This window comes from Mucilaginibacter sp. P2_D11 (assembly GCF_056404435.1).
The window spans coordinates 459,494-480,875 of the sequence record NZ_JBFUEA010000001.1; the positions used below are offsets into that span (position 1 = coordinate 459,494).

General features: G+C 48.5%; 17 protein-coding genes. 11 read left to right on the forward strand and 6 right to left on the reverse strand.

What is annotated here, in order from left to right:
- Positions 1-207: 207 nt before the first annotated feature.
- Both AC1DXC_RS01910 and ypfJ read left to right on the forward strand, forming a co-directional pair.
- The gene (locus tag AC1DXC_RS01910; RefSeq protein WP_477457433.1) at positions 208-1,233 is read left to right on the forward strand and encodes a hypothetical protein; all 1,026 of its coding nucleotides are present in this window, start codon (positions 208-210) and stop codon (positions 1,231-1,233) included.
- Positions 1,234-1,371: 138 nt separating this feature from the next.
- Positions 1,372-2,229: a KPN_02809 family neutral zinc metallopeptidase gene (ypfJ, locus tag AC1DXC_RS01915; RefSeq protein ID WP_477457434.1), complete on the forward strand. Its 858-nt coding sequence runs from the start codon at positions 1,372-1,374 to the stop codon at positions 2,227-2,229.
- Between the two features lie 15 nt (positions 2,230-2,244).
- Here ypfJ and AC1DXC_RS01920 read toward each other — a convergent pair whose 3' ends face one another.
- Positions 2,245-4,821, reverse strand: a complete 2,577-nt coding sequence (locus AC1DXC_RS01920) for a ligase-associated DNA damage response DEXH box helicase (protein ID WP_477457435.1) — start codon at positions 4,819-4,821, stop codon at positions 2,245-2,247.
- A 64-nt stretch (positions 4,822-4,885) separates the two neighbouring features.
- Between AC1DXC_RS01920 and AC1DXC_RS01925 the strand changes: the two genes are divergently transcribed.
- Positions 4,886-5,491: a hypothetical protein gene (locus AC1DXC_RS01925; RefSeq protein WP_477457436.1), complete on the forward strand. Its 606-nt coding sequence runs from the start codon at positions 4,886-4,888 to the stop codon at positions 5,489-5,491.
- Between the two features lie 117 nt (positions 5,492-5,608).
- Here the strand turns inward: AC1DXC_RS01925 and AC1DXC_RS01930 are convergent, their stop codons facing one another.
- The 4 genes from AC1DXC_RS01930 to AC1DXC_RS01945 form a co-directional block, all read right to left on the reverse strand.
- Positions 5,609-8,470 carry a M16 family metallopeptidase gene (locus tag AC1DXC_RS01930; RefSeq protein WP_477457437.1) on the reverse strand — a complete coding sequence of 954 codons (2,862 nt, stop codon included), beginning with the start codon at positions 8,468-8,470 and terminating at the stop codon, positions 5,609-5,611.
- Between the two features lie 110 nt (positions 8,471-8,580).
- On the reverse strand, positions 8,581-9,042 hold the full coding sequence (locus tag AC1DXC_RS01935) for a DUF2059 domain-containing protein (RefSeq protein WP_477457438.1): 462 nt from the start codon (positions 9,040-9,042) through the stop codon (positions 8,581-8,583).
- A 2-nt stretch (positions 9,043-9,044) separates the two neighbouring features.
- Positions 9,045-10,157, reverse strand: coding sequence for an acyltransferase family protein (locus AC1DXC_RS01940; RefSeq protein ID WP_477457439.1), 1,113 nt, complete (start codon positions 10,155-10,157; stop codon positions 9,045-9,047).
- Between the two features lie 188 nt (positions 10,158-10,345).
- Positions 10,346-12,265 carry a glucosamine-6-phosphate deaminase gene (locus AC1DXC_RS01945; RefSeq protein WP_477457440.1) on the reverse strand — a complete coding sequence of 640 codons (1,920 nt, stop codon included), beginning with the start codon at positions 12,263-12,265 and terminating at the stop codon, positions 10,346-10,348.
- Between the two features lie 118 nt (positions 12,266-12,383).
- Here AC1DXC_RS01945 and AC1DXC_RS01950 point away from each other — a divergent pair, with 118 nt between their 5' ends.
- Entirely contained in the window at positions 12,384-13,577 is a 1,194-nt protein-coding gene (locus AC1DXC_RS01950) for an anhydro-N-acetylmuramic acid kinase (RefSeq protein WP_477457441.1), read from the forward strand.
- Between the two features lie 31 nt (positions 13,578-13,608).
- Here the strand turns inward: AC1DXC_RS01950 and AC1DXC_RS01955 are convergent, their stop codons facing one another.
- Positions 13,609-14,157: a hypothetical protein gene (locus tag AC1DXC_RS01955; protein ID WP_477457442.1), complete on the reverse strand. Its 549-nt coding sequence runs from the start codon at positions 14,155-14,157 to the stop codon at positions 13,609-13,611.
- A gap of 240 nt (positions 14,158-14,397) precedes the next feature.
- Here AC1DXC_RS01955 and AC1DXC_RS01960 point away from each other — a divergent pair, with 240 nt between their 5' ends.
- The 7 genes from AC1DXC_RS01960 to hflX all read left to right on the forward strand — a co-directional run bounded on the left by AC1DXC_RS01960 (position 14,398) and on the right by hflX (position 21,336).
- Positions 14,398-14,844 (forward strand): cytochrome B, encoded by a 447-nt coding sequence (locus AC1DXC_RS01960; protein WP_477457443.1) that lies wholly within the window; start codon positions 14,398-14,400, stop codon positions 14,842-14,844.
- A gap of 210 nt (positions 14,845-15,054) precedes the next feature.
- Positions 15,055-16,464, forward strand: coding sequence for an anthranilate synthase component I family protein (locus AC1DXC_RS01965; RefSeq protein WP_477457444.1), 1,410 nt, complete (start codon positions 15,055-15,057; stop codon positions 16,462-16,464).
- 47 nt (positions 16,465-16,511) lie between these two features.
- On the forward strand, positions 16,512-17,081 hold the full coding sequence (locus tag AC1DXC_RS01970; protein ID WP_477457445.1) for an anthranilate synthase component II: 570 nt from the start codon (positions 16,512-16,514) through the stop codon (positions 17,079-17,081).
- Positions 17,082-17,092: 11 nt separating this feature from the next.
- A complete protein-coding gene (locus tag AC1DXC_RS01975; RefSeq protein ID WP_477457446.1) occupies positions 17,093-17,650 on the forward strand; it encodes a hypothetical protein in 558 nt (185 codons plus the stop codon).
- 19 nt (positions 17,651-17,669) lie between these two features.
- Positions 17,670-18,452 carry an indole-3-glycerol phosphate synthase TrpC gene (gene trpC, locus AC1DXC_RS01980; RefSeq protein ID WP_477457447.1) on the forward strand — a complete coding sequence of 261 codons (783 nt, stop codon included), beginning with the start codon at positions 17,670-17,672 and terminating at the stop codon, positions 18,450-18,452.
- 58 nt (positions 18,453-18,510) lie between these two features.
- Positions 18,511-19,932, forward strand: coding sequence for an ATP-dependent DNA helicase (locus AC1DXC_RS01985; RefSeq protein WP_477457448.1), 1,422 nt, complete (start codon positions 18,511-18,513; stop codon positions 19,930-19,932).
- Positions 19,933-20,151: 219 nt separating this feature from the next.
- Entirely contained in the window at positions 20,152-21,336 is a 1,185-nt protein-coding gene (gene hflX, locus AC1DXC_RS01990) for a GTPase HflX (RefSeq protein ID WP_477457449.1), read from the forward strand.
- Positions 21,337-21,382: the final 46 nt, after the last annotated feature.

A 21,382-nucleotide genomic window follows, 5' to 3' on the forward strand; every position in this document is an offset into this window, starting at 1 on the left:
AAGCAGGAAGGCTTAGGGCTTGAAACCGGAATTGCCGGGCAGAACGCCTGCTGCCAGGTTCCTGTTGTTTATTGGCCATAATGATAAAACGCCTGTTAATGTCAGCCTCACGTCTTGTTTTGCCAAAGGATGCACGCATGACAAACTTTACTTCCCCAGGGCTGTACCTTTATCTCACCCTATGAAATAATCGTACATATATTGCTAATGTCTTCTTCTAAATATGTCTATTTTAAAATACTTATAGGTTTAATTATTTTAAATTCCTTTTCCGCCGGCAAAAGCACCGCTGCCGAAGCCGTTAAAAATCCAGACACCATAATCGTGCAAGGCACGCGCATCATACAGGATACCATTACTTCGCGCATTGCATGGCGCCTTATCAACCGCGATTTCAACGATATCTACGTACAAAACCTGCGGTCCTCGTTTTTCGGTCAGGAGCTTTTCCAGCCTATAAAAACGCAGCTGGTTGCAGATGTGGTGGCCAACTTTGTGGTGTACAATACGCCTAAATCGCGCTTGTTCGTAAACGCCTTTACCCGGGTGAAGATACGGCTGATGAGCACGCCCGGCGCACCGGTAAAATCACCAAGCTATATGCCCGGCATACAGCTGTTCTACAGGCTTAACCACGATGTGTGTAACCCGCAGTTTCTTTCCGGAGGCTATACGCACCACTCCAACGGCGTTCGCGGTCCAACCCTTCTGCCCGATGGCAGCTTCAATGTGGATAGCGGCAAGTTTTCTACCAACTTCTATACCCTTAACTATACGGCAGGCAAGCGTACCGATACCAAGGGTATGATTATCAACCAGTACAAAACCATAGGTATTGAGCTGCATAGCGGCCTGTTTGGCAAAGGCGCGGCGCAAGGCCTGCCGGGGCGCTATGGTTGGGTAAGGGTAAATGGCACCTATATGCTTAACCTGGCCCGCGCATATGAAGACCCCATAAAAAAAGATGCCAGGCTCTTTGCCAACTGGCAGCGCCTGCAGTTCGATTTTACCTACATAGCCGATAAGTACGAAAACTACAAGGCCTTCGACATTAAAAAAAGGCTGAACGTTAGCCTCAAATATTATTACCACCTGCCATTTCTGCGGGATGTATCTGTTATGGCGGGCGGCGGCTACCGCGGGCAGGACGATTATAACATCTCGTTCCAAAGCAGTTATGGTTACGGCATGATAGGGCTCGCATCGGGGCTATCGTTCTGGCTGAACAGGTAGGCCTCACCCCAGCCCCTCTCCGTTGAGAGGATTATTGCATGAGGGCTTCGCCGTTTAGGTGAGACCGCCAATTATCATTGCACCCGTAACAAAACATTTTATAGCTTATCTTAGTTTACAGTAAAAATCACGAAAGATATGCAATGGTTCGGCAGGCGCGAAAGCAGCAATACGGAAGAGGGTAGCAGCAGCGGCGGTGGCCGCGGCTTTGCTTTTGGCGGGGGTATTATCGGTATCATAGCAATGGCTATATACTTTTTTACGGGGATAGACCCTTCGCAGGTATTGAACCAGGGGCAAGGCAATGGCCAGCAAACCGAGCAGGTGAACACCGGCTCGGCCGGGCCGGATAACGACCAGAAGAAATTTGCCCGCGTAGTGCTGGCCGATACCGAAGACATCTGGGGGAAACTCTTCAGCGATATGGGCCGCAGTTATCAGCCCACCGTGATGCACTTTTTTACCGATGGCGTAAGCACAGCCTGCGGCGAAGCATCGTCGCAAAGCGGGCCTTTCTATTGCCCCGGCGACCGGAAAGTTTATATAGATGTATCTTTTTTTGATGAGCTGACGAATAAATTCGGGGCCGGCGGCGATTTTGCCCAGGCTTATGTGATAGCGCATGAGGTTGGCCATCACGTGCAGGATCTGCTCGGACTGAGTGCCAAGATGGACCGGGCGCGCCAGCAACTGAGCGAAGCCGAATACAATAAGCTATCGGTTAAGCTGGAGTTACAGGCCGATTTTTATGCAGGCGTGTGGGCGCATTACGAAAAAAGCTTGAAGAATGTGCTTGATGAAGGCGATATTGAAGAGGCTCTTAACGCCGCCCATCAAATTGGCGACGACCGCCTGCAGCAGCAATACCAGGGCCACGTAACGCCCGATAGCTTTACACACGGCACCAGCGCCCAGCGCATGTACTGGTTTAAAAAAGGTTTCGAGACGGGGGATGCAAGCCAGGGCAATACTTTCAGCGCCGGGGATTTGGAGTAACCACTAGATCTCCCGCTAAAACCCTTTCTTCCTAACGATGCCCGCTCGCCTGGGTTTAGGTTTTGCATCGGGGACTTCCTCCTCGCCTACATCATAACGGCGGGCCATTTTGGCTATGCGCTCTTCCATGGTTTCGGTAGTGAGTTTTTCGCGGCCCAGGCTATCTACCATAATAGGGAACGCGAACGGCGTTGGTCGCTCTATCGTTTTCAAAACGATGCTTTGTGTTTGTATGCGCTGTAACGCTGCCCGTAAACGGAATTCTTCCAACTGAAATGCCAAGGCCTCATTATAAGCTTGCCTCACGAGCAGATTATCCGGCTCGTACTCATTGAATACTTCGAATAATAAAGATGTGGAAGCCTGCAGGTGCTTGTTCTTCATGGGCTGGCCGGGATAGCCTGTAAACACCAGCCCGCCTATGTGCGCAATATCGCGGAAGCGGCGGCGGGCCATCTCGTTGGCGTTGAGGCTGTTTTGAATGTCCTCAATGAGGTTATTTATCGAGAAGAAATCGGCGTCTTCCAAAGCCTCCACTATAGGAATATCCTCATCGGCAAGCAGCTCGAAACCATAATCGTTCATGGCGATGGAGAAACTTGCGGGCTTTATTTTAGAGATGCGGTAGGCCAATAAGCTGGCCATCCCCTCGTGCACCAACCGCCCCTCGAAGGGGTAAAAAAGCAGGTGGTGACCCTCGCGCGATTTAAACGACTCTATCAAAAACTCGTGGCTTTGCGGCAGGTGCGATAACTGCGCCTGTAGGTCGAACAGGGGCTTCAATGCTTTCACCTCGATGTCTTCTTCCCTGCCATGCGCCACCTCGTCCAATTTATCGCGGAAAACGGCCGATAGTTGCGAAGAAAGCGGCATGCGGCCACCCGCCCAGCTGGGTATGAGTCCCTTGGTTTTGGTTGATTTTTTTACGTAGGCCGTCATCTCCTTTACCTTGATGAACTCCAGGCTGCGGCCCGCGAACCAAAAGGTATTGCCCGGCTTCAGCTTAGAGATGAAACCCTCTTCCAGCGTGCCCAGGCTGCCGCCGCTGAGCCATTTTACGCGGATGCTCAGTTCGCTGGTAATAGTGCCGATGCTGAGTCGGTGCCGCATAGCCACGCGGCGGTTGTTTACTTTAAACAGGCCGTCCGCTACCTCCACCTTTAAAAATTCATCGTATTGGGCAAGGGTTTTGCCGCCGTTGGTAACAAAATCCAGCAGTTGGTTAAACTCGTCGCGCCGCAAATCGGCAAAGGCGAAAGTTGATTTTACTTCTTTATACAACTCATCCGCGCGGAAGCCTTCTGATACCGCCAGCGTTACCATATATTGTATCAGCACGTCCATCGTAAGCAGCATCGGGTCGCGGCTTTCGAATATCCCGTTTTTAATGGCCTGCTTCAAGGCCGCGCCTTCCAGCAGTTCCAACGAATGCGTGGGCACGAAGTAGGCTTTGGATACGGCCCCCGGGTGGTGCCCGCTTCGGCCGGCGCGCTGCATAAAGCGGGCGACACCTTTGGGACTACCCACCTGCACTACGGTATCTACCGGGCGAAAATCCACCCCAAGGTCAAGACTGGAGGTACAAACAACCACCTTCAGGGCCTCGGCATGCAGGGCCTGTTCTACCCAGTTGCGCAGCTCGTTATCCAGCGAGCCATGGTGCATGGCCATAATGCCGGCATACTCGGGGTAGTTGTCAATAATGGCGTGGTACCATATCTCCGCCTGCGAGCGGGTGTTGGTAAATATCAGCGTGGTTTTACTTCTGGCTACAATCTCCATTACCTGCGGCAGCAGCTTTATGCCGATGTGCCCCGCCCAGCTATAATTCTCGATATTCTCGGGAATCACTGATTCAATCACCAGCTTTTTGCTGATGTTGGCCCGCACCATCCTTATCTGCTCCGGCGGGAAATCGTTACCCAACAAAACCTCAGCCGCCTGCTCCAGGTTGCCTATGGTGGCAGAGATACCCCAAACGCGAAGATTTGAGATTTGAGACTTGAGATTTGAGACCGAAGGTTGCTTCATATTATCCGAAGCAAGTACTTTCAGCTTACTCAAGCCCAGCTCTACCTGTACGCCGCGTTTGGTGCCTAGGAGCTCGTGCCACTCGTCGCATATGAAAACCTGCAAGCCCGAGAATATTTTTGGGTATTCCTTTTGGGCCAGCATCAGGTGCAGGCTCTCCGGAGTTGTGAGCAATACTTCGGGCAGCTTGCGTTTAAGAGCAGCCTTGTCGGCAGCAGAAGTGTCTCCGGTACGGGTCATGATGCGCCATGGGAGGCCGATGTCGTCGCACACTTCCTGCATAGCCTTGCGTATATCGTTGGTTAGCGCACGCAGGGGTGTTATCCAAAGCATCAGCAGGCCGTTGTTGCTTTTTGTGGTGTAATTATCGGGATGCTTATTGATGAAATCGGCCAGGAAAGGCAGGAATAGGGCAAAGGTTTTACCGCTGCCTGTTGGCGCGTTCAGCAGACCCGAAAAGCCGGCAAGGTAGGCCTCCTCCATCTCCTTTTGAAAGGGGAATTGTTTCCATTCCTTTTGCTTGTACCACCGCTGAATTACCTGTTGCCCCTTTGAACTCATTATACTAACAAAACCGTGTTTATGGTGTTATATACCAACCGTAAAGTACTTAAAATGTTATGATATGAGAGCGAGCAAATATTTATTGATACTGATACCCATTTTAATAGTTGCGGCATGCAGGCAAAAAGGCGATACGGCTGTAAGTAGCGAAACACCGGATTTGCCCGACACCACCGAGGTGCGCGCCATTCCTGCCGAGCAACTGATAACCCCCGGCAAAAGCATAGGGCATATCAGCCTTGGCGGTAGCCTGGATTCGCTAATACAAATGCTTGGTCGACCCGATGCCGGCGATGCAGCAATGGGCAGTCAGCTATCAACCTGGTACGCTAACCACGATACTGCAGGTTACCAAACCAGCGTATTCTCAAGCCGCAATATGGGGAACAAGGACGAAGCCCTGAGCCGCATTAAAAAAATACTGGTCACTTCGCCCTGGTTTAAAACCGCCGAATACATGAGTACCGGCAATACCATGCAAGACATTGATAAGTATTATACGCTAAAAGAAGGTAACAGCTACCAATCTAAACAAGGTAAAACCATCAAAACCTATTCAGATATAGATAAAGGCATTTCCTTTGAAATTGATGGTGCGGGCAAATGCGTAAGCATATTGGTGCATGCGCCGAATTCAACGGCCGATACTTATTTGGATATGCATTAGCGCTAGTTGGCAGTTTGCTTGGGCGGTTTGCAGTGAAAAATTAAAAGGCCTTTTCGAATATTTCGAAAAGGCCTTCTTTTTTGTTCGCAACACAAGTCACTGCCAACTGAAAACTGCTTACTTCTTCTCCGGCATCAAAATCAATTTGATCAGATTGCTGGTGTTTAAATATTTCGAAGCGGCATCCTTGGTGCTTTGCACGGTGATATCTTCCAGGTGGCTCACGTGGCTCAATATATCATCCGGATTCACGTTGTTTTGTGCGGCTCCTGTTAAGTATCCGGCCCAAAATACATTATCTTTCAATTGCACCTGGGTAGAGCGTGCCTCTTCTGCCACGAATTTCTGTATATCGGTAGCGGTGGCACCGTTCAGTTTCAACTTGCTTATCTCATCCATAGTGGAAGCGATCAGTTTATCTACATTGGCGCTGCCACACGTAAAGTATATGCTGACGGTATAGCGGCCGGTTGGTATTTTTGAGTACGAGATACGAACGCCGGGGGCATAAACACCGCTTTCCTGTTCGCGCAGGCGTTCGGTAAGTTTAATGTTCATAATCTCTTCCAGTGCATCTAACTGGATATTGTTGCTTTCTTTGTACTCATAAGCGCCGCTGAATACTAATTGCACGGTGGCTTTATCATCCAAGCCCTTATAAACGGTTTTGGTAACCTGCCCGGCAGGCGGGTGGATGGCCAGATCTTTAAAGGTTTCCTTTTTATGGGTAGATGGCAAGGAGCCCAGGTAGGCTTCTAAGTAGGGCTTTATTACTTCCGGGTCGAAATTACCCACTAAGGTAAAAGTGAAGCCGCTGGCATCGGCAAAGCGGTCTTTATAAAAGCTGTAGGCTTTATCAAGGCTGGCGGCATCTAAATTGGCAATGGTAGTTACCATAGAGCGCATATTGTAATTGCTCAGCACGGCCGATACCGTATCCTGGTACACGCTGCCGGGATCAAGCCCGCGATTAGTGAGTATAGAGCGGGTTTGGCTCATGTTGCCTTTCCATATATCCTCGTCCTTACGCGGCTGGGTAAAATACAGGTGTATCAATTGCATGGCCGTCTCAAAATCGCGCGGCGACGCGTTGGCGCTGATACCCTGCGCAACATCGCTGATGTAGGGGCTCACGCTCACGTTTTTTCCGGCAAGCATTTTATCCAATTGGCCCTGGTTAAAATCGGCAATGCCGCTGCCGCTGATGATAGGTGCGGCCAAATTCGCGGAGGTGAAATCTTTATCGCTCGCCAGTGAAGTGCCGCCCATGCTGTAACCGTTTATCAACACCTGGTCGTTTTTAAACTGGGTAGGTTTTAGTATTACAGTTAAGCCGTTTGCCAGCACGTAGGTTGTGGTGCCTATGGCCTCGTCTTTTGTTTCGGTTACAACCTTGCCCGGCTCTGGTGTTTTATCCATCAAAGGCCTGCTGGTTACGTTATCTACATAAGCAGTAAGGCCCACGCCTGCGGTACTTATCCAGCTTAGTACGGTTTTTTCGTCGGGCAGTTTGTCTTTGTCCTTATCCGGCCCTTCAATGATGATTACGCGGTTCTGGTCGCTGATGAACTGTCCCGCCAGCGCGTTCATATCGGCAGTGCCAATTTTGTTGATGTTACTTGCGATATAATTGTACTCGAATTCGATGCCGGGGATAGCCTCACCGGTAAGGAAATGCTTGCTGTAATCGCGCACGAAGTTTGCCGAGTTAGTTTTGTCACGTTCGGCGTAAGCGTTTTGTATTTGTACAAGGATGGCTTGTTTTGCACGTTCCAGCTCGGTAAGGGTAAAGCCGAACCTGCGGGCGCGCTCAACCTCGGCCACCATTACTTTTACGGCGTTCTGCAGGTCGCCGGGTTTGGCTATTACTAACGATGAAAATGCATCTTGTTTGGCAATCAAAGTGGAGAAACTGGCCCGGGCGTACAGGTACGGTGGATCGGGTTTCTGTAGCAGCTCGTTAAGCCTTTCGCCCATCATGTAGTTGAATAAGCTGATACGCAGGCTTTGCATGTAATTAGCAGCAGTTTTTACTACGGTTTGCGGGCGCTTAACCACAATTTGCGCCAGCGTGTAAGGGAACTCCTTATCGGTAGCAATTTTTACGAGGGTACCCGGCGTTGGCGGCACGGTATAAACCGTACGCGGCTTTTCGCCTGCGGGGTTGGTGAGCGACGAAAATTTGCTCTTGATTAATTCTTCCACGGCCTTCACATCGAAATCGCCAACGGCAATTATGGCTTGCAGATCGGGGCGATACCAATCATGATAAAAGTTTTTTATGGTAGCGGCATCGAATGTTTTGAGGATATTTTCCTGGCCGATGGGCAAGCGCGAAGCGTAACGCGAGTTATTGAGTATGGCCGGCAGGGTTTGCTGGCTTAAACGCTCCTGCGCATTTTTGCCACGCAGGCGCAATTCTTCCAGCACTACGCCGCGCTCTTTATCTATTTCGGCGGGGTCGAAGCTTAGGTATCCTGCCCAGTTGGCTAAAATATTGAAGCCGTTTTTGAATACCTCGGCGCTATCTGTAGGTAATGGCAGTTGGTAAACCGTTTCATCGAAGCTGGTGTAGGCATTTAAATCGGCTCCAAACCGTATGCCCGATTTTTGCAGGTAGTTCACCAAATCGTTCTTAGGGTAATCGCGCGTGCCGTTAAAAGCCATATGCTCGGTAAAGTGGGCCAGGCCCTGCTGAGCATCGGTTTCCAATATCGAGCCTGTTTTTACGATGAGGTAAAGCTCGGCGCGATTTTTTGGCTGCTCGTTATGGCGTATGTAATAGGTGAGGCCGTTGGGCAGTTTGCCTATCAGTACGTTGGGGTCGGTTGGCAATAAGGCCGGGCTTAGCTGCTGTGCTGCAGCAACCGGTTTGTTTTTGGGCGATGCTGCGGGTTTTCTTTTAACCTGAGCAAAGGTACTGCCTGTAGCAAAAGACAGCGCCAATACGGCGATAGCAACTTTTCTGTTGAAGTTCATAAATCAATTAAGAATGAGGGCACTAAGATGCGAAACGAAAAATATAGTTACAAATTGTTTTAAGGCATAGGTTTGCATCGGTGTTCCGCATTGTCGATGGCTTTGTTTAATTATTCCTTAAAGGCTTCCTGCATCATCTGCTGCAGTTCGGCCTGGTGGCCCTGCACGGCTTGCTGACCCAAAGCTGCGCCTTTTTGCATTAAGGCCGGTTGTTTTTCGCTCAGTTTTATGCCCAGGGGCGAGCGGTAGAACGCAGCCAGATTCTTCAGTTCCTGTTCGGTAAACTCCTGCGCATACATCGCAGCTAATTGGTCCTTCAGCACATCCCAACTGATGTATTTGGCTACGAAGCTGTTCATCACTTCGATAAACTTGGCGCGTTTTTCTTCGGGTAGCGATCCACTGGCTTGTTTAAGCATGGTAGTGATGCCGGCGTTGAATTGTAAATCGGCCTTTGATGCCAGTAATACGTCTTCGGCGGCTTTCAGTTGCGCGGGTGTAACAGTAGTGGTAGTTTGTGCCTTAACTGCGGTGCAGAATAAAACGAACACAAGTAGTAGTTTGAATTTCATGACTAGATTTTTATAAATATCTTCCGAAGATAAAAAACCCACATTACCAGCCAAAGAATTAATACAATTAAAACTGCGCCCAGCAGCGAGGCATTTACCGGCGAGAAATACGGCACGAACAGATGCTGATAGATGCTTTTGTCATCCCATTTGATCAGGTTATAATAATGCGGTATGAAACCCGACAGGACGTAAGCCGCTATAGCGTTGGTGCCAAATACCACGAAGGGATAAGTAAATCGCTTGTGGCCTTGCACATCAATCAGCCAAAAACAAAGGGCAAGGCCAATGGTAGCCAACCCGCCGGTGTACAGCACGAAGGAGCTTGTCCACAAGGCTTTGTTAATGGGGAAGAACAGATCCCAAACCAGCGCCGCCAATACGGCGATAACGCCATAGGCAAACATCCAGCTCACTTTTATGCTGTCGTCGCGGTCTTTGCGTTTTAGCCAGGTGCCTACACGTATGCCAAAGAGGCCTGTAGCTATTGCAGGGAGGGTGCCCAACAAGCCTTCCGGGTCCCAGGTATGCGAGGAGCGCCAGAGGTGGTCGGGCGTGAGCAGGGTACGGTCAATCCAGGCACCAAGGTTGGTTTCAGGTTCGAGGTTGGCGTAGCCAACACCGGGCACGGGCACGAATGTCATCAATAAATAATAGCCCACTAAGGCGGCAACAAAAACCCAATCGCGGGTTTTCTGCGAGGTTTTGAGGTAGAGCACGGTGCAAATGAAATAAACCAAAGCGATGCGCGGTAGGACGCCCGGCAGGCGCAGTTTGCTCAGGTCGAAATTCCAGCGGAGGATTACCTGGGTACACCAGGTGATGAGCATTAATACCACCATGCGGCGCAAGGCAGTAAGTATCATTTTCGACTGGTTCTCGCCCGAGGCTTTCCGGCTTTCCATGGCGTAAACGACGGATACGCCCACCATAAAGAGGAAGAAGGGGAACACCAGGTCGGTAGGCGTGCAGCCGTTCCAAACGGAATGCTCCAGTGGCGCGTAGATATGGCCCCAATCGCCGGGGTCATTAACCAAAATCATGGTTGCTATGGTGATGCCGCGGAATACATCCAGCGAGAGCAAACGGGGGGATTTGGTAAGGGCTGTGGTCATGGATATGTTATAACTATCTAATAAACTTTGTCATTGCGAGGCACGAAGCAACCTCATAGGACAAGTGGCAAACTTTGCATGCCGGAACTTCCTATGGGGTTGCCGCGCTATCGCTCGCAATGACACGGTGGTTAGTCATAGGTGGTTAATGTAGAGACGCAAAATATTGCGTCTCTACGGTTGTTATGTTAAAACTTATACCTCACAAAGGCCTCCATGGCGGCATATTCGGCCATGCCGAGCTTGTCGTAATTCACGGCAGTCTCGCGGTTGCGGTCTTCGGCACGCACCCAAAACTCGCGGGCATCGTCGCCCGGGAACACGGGGCGATCTTTTTGGCTCTGGTGCTTGAAGATAGCGTCGCGCTTGCGCAATACTTCGGCAGGCGAAAGCGGCACCGCCATCTCAATTTCGTGGGTAGCGAACTCGTGCCAGGCCCCGCGGTACAGCCACATCCAGCAATCTTTTACCCAGTCCTCGGTTTCTTTCAGGCGGGTTAAAGCAGCCAGGATGATGTTGAAGCATACGATATGCGTCCCGTTCGGGTCGGCGAAATCGCCGGCGGCGAAAACCTGATGCGGTTTTACCTTGCGAAGCAGCTCCATGGTCAATAATACGTCCTCTTCGCCCACGGCGTTCTTCTTCGTCTTGCCCGTTTCGTAGAAAGGCAAAGCCTGGAAATGGATATTGCTATCCGGCACGCCCGCGAACCTCGCACCTGCTATGGCTTCCGTTTTTCGGATGAAGCCTTTTACGTTGCGTATTTCTTGCGTATCTATCTGGTTAGGCAATTTGTTCTCGATGAAATGGCGCATCTCGCCGTACAATTTCTTTAATTCTGATGCGTCCTCGCCCACGCTTTCCTTGAAATCGATAGCGAACTCTACGTAGCGCAATACATCATCATCCCAAACGGCGGTATTGCCGGATGTCTGGTAAGCCACGTGCACATCATGCCCCTGGTCCACCAAACGGATGAAAGTGCCGCCCATAGAGATCACATCATCATCAGGGTGAGGAGAGAACACGATGGCGCGTTTGCGTGCCGGTTCGGCGCGCTCCGGCCTTTGACTGTCATCTGCACCCGGCTTGCCGCCCGGCCAGCCGGTGATGGTATGCTGTATCTGGTTGAAGATATCAATATTGATGTCGTAAACAGGGCCCTGCTCTACGGCGAGCTGCGCCATGCCATGGTTGTTGTAATCTTCTTCGGTCAGCTTCAGTATCGGTTTACCAACCGTACCCGAAAGCCAGATAACCGCTTTTTTGATCAAAGCGTTCACCCAAACACAATCCTTTACTAACCATGGCGTATCGAAGCGGGTTAAACCCGATGCTGCGCCTTCGTCCAAAACGAATTCCACATGGTCGGATAGTTGTAAGAAGGTCGCAGGCACATCACCCGATATTTCCCCTTCCACGGCCTTACGTATAATGGAAGCTTTTTTGGCGCTCCAGGCCATCAGGATGATCTCGCGGGCCTTGAATATGGTGCCAACGCCCATGGTGATGGCTTTGGTAGGCACGTTCTGCTTGCCCCCGAAATCGCGGGAAGCATCGCGACGGGTCAAATCGTCAAGCGTTACCAGCCTCGTGCCCGAGTTCGGCGCGGAGCCCGGCTCGTTGAAGCCGATGTGGCCGGTACGGCCGATGCCCAGCAATTGTAAATCCAACCCGCCCAGTTCCGATAGCTGTCTTTCGTAATCCAAACAGAAAGCCGCTACGTCTTCCTGCGCCAATGTGCCATCGGGGATGTGTACCAGGTTTTTGTCGATATCGATATGGTCGAAGAGGTTCTCATTCATGAAAGTGACGTAGCTCTGGGCGGCATCGGGCTTCATGGGGTAGTACTCGTCGAGGTTGAAGGTGATGACATCCTTAAAGGACAGTCCTTCTTCCTTATGCAGGCGGATGAGCTCGGCATAAACGCCGATAGGCGTAACGCCGGTGGCCAAACCCAAAACGGTTTGTTGCCCCAAAGCCTGCTTGCCGCGTATCAGCGCCGCTATCCTTGCTGCTACCGCCAGCGAGGCTGCTTTCTGGTCGGCATAAACGCTAACCGGCAGCTTCTCGTACCGTGTCTCTTCCAGTAAATTTAATCTTGCCATAAAAATTGTTCAGGTTGGTAATAGGTGTACAATGGGTTGAAACAAATATATACGTTATTTATATACAGGACATTTTAATTTACATTTGTGCGTACACCCATCCACCGGAAAATTACATATGCCGCCATTGAACCAAAACCTGCAAAAACTATTCGCCATTGCCCAAAAAGAGGAGCGACTGGGTATCGGGCTGATGTCGGGCACCTCGCTGGATGGGCTGGATATTGCGCTGTGCAGCTTTAGCGGCAGCGGACTGCAAACGCAGTTTAAGCTCGTCAATTTCGTCACTATTCCTTATGAAGAAGATTTCAAAAAGGAAGTACAACAGGTGTTTGCCCAAAAGCAAACGAGCCTGGAAAAGGTGACCTTGCTGAATGCCTATATCGGCAGTTTCCATGCGGAATTGATATTGCAGGCGTTGGCAGATTGGAACATCAGCCCCGCTGAAGTCGATTTCATCGCCAGCCACGGCCAAACCATTTACCATGCGCCAAAGCGTTTGCACGGGCAAGCCGGATACAACAACGCGACCCTGCAGATTGGCGATGCCGACCATATAGCGGTTAAAACAGGCATCTTAACCATCAGCGATTTCAGGCAGAAACATATTGCCGCCGGCGGCGAGGGCGCTCCGTTGGCTTTATATGGCGATGTGCTTTTAGGCAGCAAGCCCGGCGAGGACCGGATACTGCTCAATATCGGCGGCATTGCCAATCTTACCTACCTCCCCGCCGACGCCGATTACGCCAAAGTAATGTGCAGCGATATCGGCCCAGGCAATACGCTGATAGATGCCGCCTGTCGTGCATATTTCGATAAGCCTTATGATGAGGATTCGGAGATAGCGTACTCGGGCGAGGTTAATGAGCCATTGCTGGATGCCTTGCTGCACCATCCATTCTTTAACGAAAGCCTGCCAAAAACTACCGGACCGGAGCTTTTCAATTTGAATTTTGTAGCGGATGCGCAGCAAGCCACCCGCACCCTAAACCTAGCGAAAGCCGATTTAGTGGCCACCCTCAGCGCTTTCACCGGCCGAAGCATCGTACAGTTCATAGCTTCTAACTTTTCTACCGCCCGCATGAAGATATTCGTTAGCGGCGGCGGTGCCAGGAACCCATTTGTAATGGAGTATATCAAACAAGCATTGCCCGGCATTTCCCTGGCCGATACCAGCGATTTGGGCATTAACCCGGATGCCAAGGAAGCGATATTATTTGCCCTGCTAGGGAATGAAGCCCTCTCCGGCGAGCCGATGGCGATAGGGAATAACCCGAAGGTTTTGATGGGGAAATTTTGTTTTCCGATGTAATTAGCCATAACGATGGGTTTCAACCCCGTCGCTAAAAAATAATTCCTTTATCAGTAAATAGTTCAATCGCTCTGCTGGTAGGCATCTTGTCGGCTTTGACAGCCTGGTTAACAAAAGGTACTAATTCGTAATGTTCGTCTTCGGTTTTGAGTCTGAAGTTAACAATGTATTTGTCGCCCGCCCTATCAACATAGGTAACGTAATTATCTACACCCTGCGAAAATCTTGGGTTAAAACTTCTTCGTCCGTTTGGTTCAAGTTTTCGATAATAGTTTGAAAATAAAAAATCAATCTCCACAATATCATCAAATGAAATGGTTTCGTCGTTTACCATTATTTTATTGTTGCAGAATTCTATCGTTCCGGCCATAGTTCCTTCCAATGGTTTCTTTCGCCAAAAAGTTCCAATAAAAAAATAGACGCAGGCAGCAAAAGCACCGAAAGCAGCCAATGGCGCCAAATCTGCAGCTATCCAATTTGTTGCAATTACGGCAACAAACAATCCCAAAACTATCCCATCAGTAGAAAGCCTAAACCTTTTCTGATCGGGAATAAATACGTCGAAAGAAATGCAATCCATAAATTAATTAGCAGGATAAATGTAACGCTTTGCGTCGACTGGTGAAGGCATCAACCCAATGATTTTAATGGGAGAATTTGGTTTCACGTTAAAAAGGTAATTCCATTAACGAAGCACAGAAAAGCAAAGAAAAACACCGAAAAAACTCGGGAAAACCCCGGTGTTTTTGCGGTTAAATAAAACCCACTGCAATTCCACCGAAAAACTTTTATCCTTATATTCGGACAAAATTTTAACCCCATGGATTTATACAAATTCCTTCTCCTGCTGCACTCGGGCTTCCGGTACATCGTAATGGTTTTGATATTGCTTGCTATTGTGCAATCCTTAGCCGGCTGGTTTGGCCAAAAAGAATACACCGAAGGCAACCGCAAGCTTAACCTGTTTGCTTTGATATCGGCCCATACGCAGCTTTTAATTGGTTTGGTGCTGTATTTCAAAAGCCCCTTTGTAAAGTTTGCTAAAGAAACCATGCACGAAGCCACCGCCCGCTACTGGACGGTTGAGCACATCAGCATGATGATATTTGCCATCATTTTGATTACCATCGGCCACTCCAAATCCAAGAAAGAAATACTCGCTGTAAGCAAGCACCGCACCATCGCTATATTTTATTTATTGGCTATAATAGTGGTAGTTGTGTCGATAGCGCAAAGCAAACGCGCCTTTTTTGGCATGAGTAATTAAAAAAGAACAGAAAAAGTTTGCAGTTTCAATTTTCTTTATAAATTTGCTGCCCAATCATGAAAAAAACTTTGAACAATATCTATTGGTGGCACCAAACAAACTTTGGCAGCCGGATAGTTTTTGACATGCATTACTAATCAAATATAAACCTATTTTGAAACCCGGCGAGCACCAATTCGTCGGGTTTTTTTGTTTAATAAGCTATTGAAAATGACAACTTTTAAAATAAATACTACACATAAAAAGCTACTCGCAGATACCACCACGCCGGTGAGCATTTACCTCCGCCTGCGCGACGTATTCCCCAACTCGCTGCTGCTGGAAAGTTCCGATTACCACAGCCGCGAAAACAGCCTGAGCTATATCTGCTGCGCGCCCATCAGCGGCTTTGTGCTGGATGATGGCGAACTGAAAAAGAAATTCCCGGATGGCGGCATCGAAGTAAGCGCGCCAGGCACATTCGAACTGACGGACGAGATCAATAATTTCTTAAGCCGTTTCGAGACGGATAAGTCCGCGTCTAAGATCCTTTCTAATGGTTTGTTCGGTTACTTTACGCATGAGGCGGTAGAGCATTTCGAAACCATTAAGCTAAAGGTAACGCCAGACAATCCGCGCAAGATACCGGTGATGCAATACCATATCTACAGCTACATCATAGCGGTAGACCACTTTAAGAACGAACTATATATTTTCCATAACCAGATAGAAGGTCAGCCTGAGACCAACGGTTTGGAGAAACTGGAATACCTTATCAAAAATAAAAACTTCCCCGAGTACACTTTCGAGAGCAAGGAAGCCGAGCAATCTAACCTCACCAACGAGGAGTTTATTGCCATCGTAGAGAAGATGAAAACGCATATCTATCGTGGCGATGTGTTCCAGATAGTGCCCTCTCGGGCGTTCTCTCGCAGGTTTTTGGGCGATGAATTCAACGTGTACCGTGCGCTGCGTTCGATCAACCCGTCGCCGTATTTGTTCTATTTCGATTTTGGCGATTTCAGGATCTTCGGGTCATCGCCCGAGGCGCAGATTACCGTTAAGAACCGTGTAGCCAGCATCTTCCCGATAGCCGGCACATTCAAACGCAGCGGCGACGATGTAAAAGATGCCGAAATAGCCCGCCAATTGGAAGCCGACCCCAAAGAATCTGCAGAGCACGTAATGCTGGTAGATTTAGCCCGTAACGACCTGAGCCGCCATTGCGAGCAGGTAAGTGTAAAGGCCTTTAAAGAAGTACAATACTATTCGCACCTCATCCACCTGGTATCGCATGTGAGCGGCAAGCTGAAGCCGGGCGTAAGCTCCTTTAAAATCGTAGCCGATACGTTCCCGGCGGGTACACTAAGCGGTGCGCCAAAATACCGTGCCATGGAAATTATAGACGAGAACGAGAAAACCAAACGCAGCTTTTACAGCGGTGCCATCGGTTTCTTCGGCTTTAACGGCGATTTTAACCACGCCATCATGATACGCTCGTTTTTGAGCAAGAACAACACGCTGCACTACCAGGCAGGCGCCGGAATAGTAGCCGGCTCGGTTGCAGAAAGCGAGCTGAAAGAAGTAGATAATAAGATAGCCGCGCTAAGGAAAGCGATTGAGGTGGCGGAGTCTATTTAGAGATTAGAGGCAGGAAAACAAAGATTAGATAAATCAAGGTTCAGACAATGAGCAATATATTAATAATAGACAATTACGATTCGTTCACCTATAACCTGGTGCATTTGGTTAATGAGATTGGCCTGGAATGCGATGTTTGGCGGAACGACCAGTTTGATATAGCAGATGTAGATGCTTACAGCCATATCATCCTGTCGCCGGGGCCGGGCATACCGTCTGAAGCAGGGTTGCTGCTGCAGGTGATAGAAAAGTATGCGCCTACCAAAAGCATTTTTGGCGTGTGCCTTGGTCAGCAAGCCATTGCAGAAGTTTTCGGTGGCAAATTATACAATTTGCCCCAGCCGATGCATGGTATAGCAACGCCCATTAAGGTTACCGACGAAACCGAGCAGCTTTTTAAAGGCCTGCCCGAAAGTTTTAAGGTTGGCCGCTACCACAGTTGGGTAGTAGAAAAGGATTTGCCGGAGGTACTCACCGTTACTGCTATTGATGAAGAAGATAATTCGGTAATGGCTTTAAGGCACAAAGAATACGACGTTCGCGGCGTACAGTTCCACCCTGAATCAGTTTTGACTGAATACGGCAAGGAGATGATGGCGAACTGGTTGAAAGGATAATATAACATCGTATGCATTTGCTGTTAAGCTTACCATTCACCAAATTTGATAGCTTTGAGATAATCGTTTCGAGGATTTTTGCAGGCTGGATGGATATTGACGTCCTCAACGACGGCAACCGTATAAGCTATAACGCAAGCTATTTAACAGATCCGTTAAACGATTTGTTATCGGCAGCAGTATTATTTGTTAGTTATAAAAATGCGCCCCCGATGTATTTTTGCGCTACGCATGAATTGGAACCAAGCAAAATCACCTGGCTTTTTAAGTGGCAAGGAAGTGAAATGATCTTGTTGATATGGGAAGATATCGGCGCTGAGCTGCAGGATTTGATAGATAAAGACTTTGATGAAGAGTCTTACAAGTATAATATGGACGAAGACCGTCCGGATTTAACAAAAGGCTTACTGCTCGCGGTAAAAGATTCGCCTTTGAAATTTATACAGGCATTGGTAAACGTGTTTCCAACGCTTCAGCATCTTAAACGGGATGAAAACCGTGATGATTGGGGCTTTAAATATTCAAAAGACAAGTTAGCTATTCTAGAGAATTGGTTGGCAGCTCGTTAGGTTAAATAATAGGTTACAAATGAACATACTCGATAAAATAGTCGCATACAAAAAAAGGGAAGTGGCCCGCGACAAGCGCGAAACCACTTACATTGAACTGGAGGAATCTGAATATTTTCACCGGGAAACGTATTCTTTTAAAGATTTTCTATTGGCGCCCGAGCGCACGGGTATCATTGCCGAATTCAAACGCAAATCGCCATCAAAAGGCATCATCAATGGCGAAGCGCTGGTAAAAGAAGTAACCAAAGATTACGCCGATGCCGGTGCTTCGGCGCTGTCTGTACTTACCGATCGTAACTTCTTTGGCGGCCGCAAACTAGACCTGAAACGTGCCCGCCGCGCCAATACCATCCCGGTGTTGCGTAAGGATTTCATGATTGATGAGTATCAGATCGTAGAAGCTAAAGCCTTAGGTGCCGATATTATCTTGCTGATAGCAGCCATCCTCACCCCTGCCGAGATAAAGAAATTAGCCGCTCTTGCCAAAAGTCTGGAATTAAATGTACTGCTGGAGGTGCACAATTTGGAAGAACTGGAACGCAGCATAGATGCCAACCTTGATGCCATTGGCGTAAACAACCGTAACCTGGCCGATTTTACCGTATCGGTACAAAACTCATACGACCTGGTGGAGCATATTCCCAATGAGTTTTTAAAGATTTCGGAGAGTGCCATCAGCGATACGCAGACCATCAAAGATTTGAAAAAAGTTGGTTTTCAGGGGTTCCTTATCGGCGAAAACTTTATGAAACAGGCAGACCCGGGTAAGGCGATGCAGGAATTTGTGAATGGGTTGTGATCAACAAAATATGCTGCCACTATTTAATTGTTGATTAATTCTATAATTTAGTGATAGTATGGCCGATAACCTAAACTTTAATGCCGACCAAAAGGCTGCCTTTACGGCAATAAAAAAGTTCCTGGCGCACCCATCTATAAATGTCTTTATATTGAAGGGGTATGCAGGAACAGGCAAAACGTACCTGATGCAGGCCCTCGCTAAAAAGCTGAAGGAAGATAAGGAAGAGTTTTGCCTGTTAGCTTCTACCGGCCGTGCCGCCACGGTGCTCAAAGGAAAAACCGGTTTTACGGCACGCACCGTACATAGCGAACTTTATAACTTTATTGGTGTAAACGGGCTTGACGATAATCCATCTGGGGCAACGGCAAGCAATTCCGCCCAGCTTTCTATGCAGTTTAATACCCGTATAGCCGACAATAAAAAACGGCTTTATATTGTCGATGAGTCGTCAATGCTTTCGGGCGAATTTCAGGAAAGTGAATCCATGCCCGCCACATTTGGCTCGGGTGTGCTTTTAGACGACCTGTTTGAGGTGGCGGGCAACAACAAGATTATTTTTGTCGGCGATCCCTGCCAGTTGCCGCCTATAGGCCAGCCCTTTAGCCCGGCACTTGATAAAAATTGGTTAAACAGCCAAAATAAGGTAGCTGTATCCGTCACGTTATCGAAAATTGAGCGGACCGACAGCGGTAACGACATATTAAAACTCGCCGGCGACATCCGCGATATGCATGATAGCGGCGTTTTTGAATTGTATCCAAAATTACCGGCGTCTAATCTTAACAACGTAAAGTTGCACCCTACCGATGACAAACAACTGGACAGGTATTTTGAGAAATACGCCGAAACAGGTCCGATCGAAACGCTTGCTATAGCGCGGACTAATCTAAGAGTGTATGAAATCAATCGTTTTATGCGGAATAAGCTGCTTGGCGATGCAAACTTAGACTTGCAAACGGGCGAAGTATTATTGGTAACTCAAAACAACCATAAGGTGCCGTTAACAAACGGTGATTTTGTAACCGTAACCGCCTTGGGCGAGGTTACCTGGCGGGGCGGGCTCAAATTTCAGAAAGTTACAGTGCGCACCTTCCTGTCTGATACGGAGTTTAAAATGCAGCTCTCGGTTAATGCGCTCAAAAGCATAAACGGTAGCCTGACTAAAGAGCAAACAAAGGAACTGATGGTTGATTTCCATAGCCGCATGCGCGAAAAAGGGATATCCTCTAAAAGTGAAGAATACCGGGAAGCGATGTTGGGAGATGATTATTATAACTGCTTAAAAGCTACTTATGGCTATGCAGTAACCTGTCATAAAGCACAAGGCGGTGAATGGAATAACGTCTATCTTTTCCTGGATAATGAAAATAATACCATGTTTAGGATGCCTCCTGCCAGCCTTTGCAAATGGTGGTACACGGCTGTTACCCGTGCCCGAAAGGAATTGCACTTAGTAAAACACTGGTGGGTGGTGTAGGGAAAGGTACCGCTACAGAATTCAATCTGGTTTTATCTTCCCGGCAAAAACATTATCTTTGTGCCACTACTGCTAAAAAATGTAATCCTCAAACACTCCACGCCATTCATCGTTTAATCGATGAATCTGATTGCTGGCAAAAATAAGCTGGCCTACTATTGTTTTATCGAATACGCCGCGCGCATTACTGCGTAAATCCGCGTATCTTTATTTTTATTTATGAAACAGAAATTTTATGATACTGCTGTGAAGCAGGAGAAAGTAGTGCTGGTTGGGGTGATTACCCCCAACGAAACGGAAGCACGCGAAAAAGAATACTTAGAAGAATTAGAGTTTTTGGTTGCCACCGCCGGCGGCCTCACCGTGAAAACCTTTACCCAAAAATTACAGCGGCCGGAACGTTCCACCTTCGTGGGTACCGGTAAGCTGGACGAAATAAAAGAATATGTTGTTGCCGAAGAAATAGACATCGTGGTTTTTGATGATGAGCTTACGCCATCGCAAATGCGCAACATTGAGCGCGAACTGCAGGTGAAAATACTCGACCGTAGCAACCTTATCCTGGATATTTTTGCAAGTCGCGCACAAACGGCGCAAGCCAAAACCCAGGTGGAGCTTGCTCAGCTGCAATATTTACTGCCACGCTTAACCCGTTTATGGACGCACTTAGAGCGCCAAAAAGGCGGTATTGGTATGCGCGGCCCGGGTGAAAGCCAGATTGAGACCGACAGGCGTTTAATCCTGAACAAGATCTCGTTGCTGAAAGAGCGCCTGAAGCTTATCGACCGACAGAACGAAACCCAGCGCAAAAACCGCCAGGCTTTAATACGCGTGGCTTTGGTAGGTTATACCAACGTAGGTAAGTCGACCATCATGAACATGCTGGCAAAATCTGAAGTTTTTGCCGAAAACAAGCTGTTTGCCACGCTGGATACTACCGTGCGCAAAGTGGTGATAGAGAATGTGCCGTTTTTACTATCAGATACCGTAGGATTCATCCGTAAGCTGCCGCACCATTTGGTAGAGTGCTTTAAATCTACCCTGGATGAAGTGCGCGAAGCGGATATATTGATACACGTGGTAGATATTTCGCACCCGACGTTTGAGGACCAGATACGTACCGTAAACGAAACGCTGAAGGATTTGAAGGTGCTGGATAAAAAAACTATCACGGTGTTCAATAAGATCGATGCCTTTAACCCTGCCGACCATAATATCGACATCAAGGACACCCCACTTACGATGGACGATTTCAACCACAGTTGGATGGCCAAGAACAATGCGCCTGCGATATTCATTTCGGCCACCCAAAAAGAAAACCTGGAAGAGTTCCGCACCATGCTTTACGATGCCGTAAAAACGATGCATACGGAACGATACCCCTACGATCATTTGCTGTATTAACCCCAAAACGGCCATTTCATCGGCCTTCCGGGGAGATAAAGTTGCC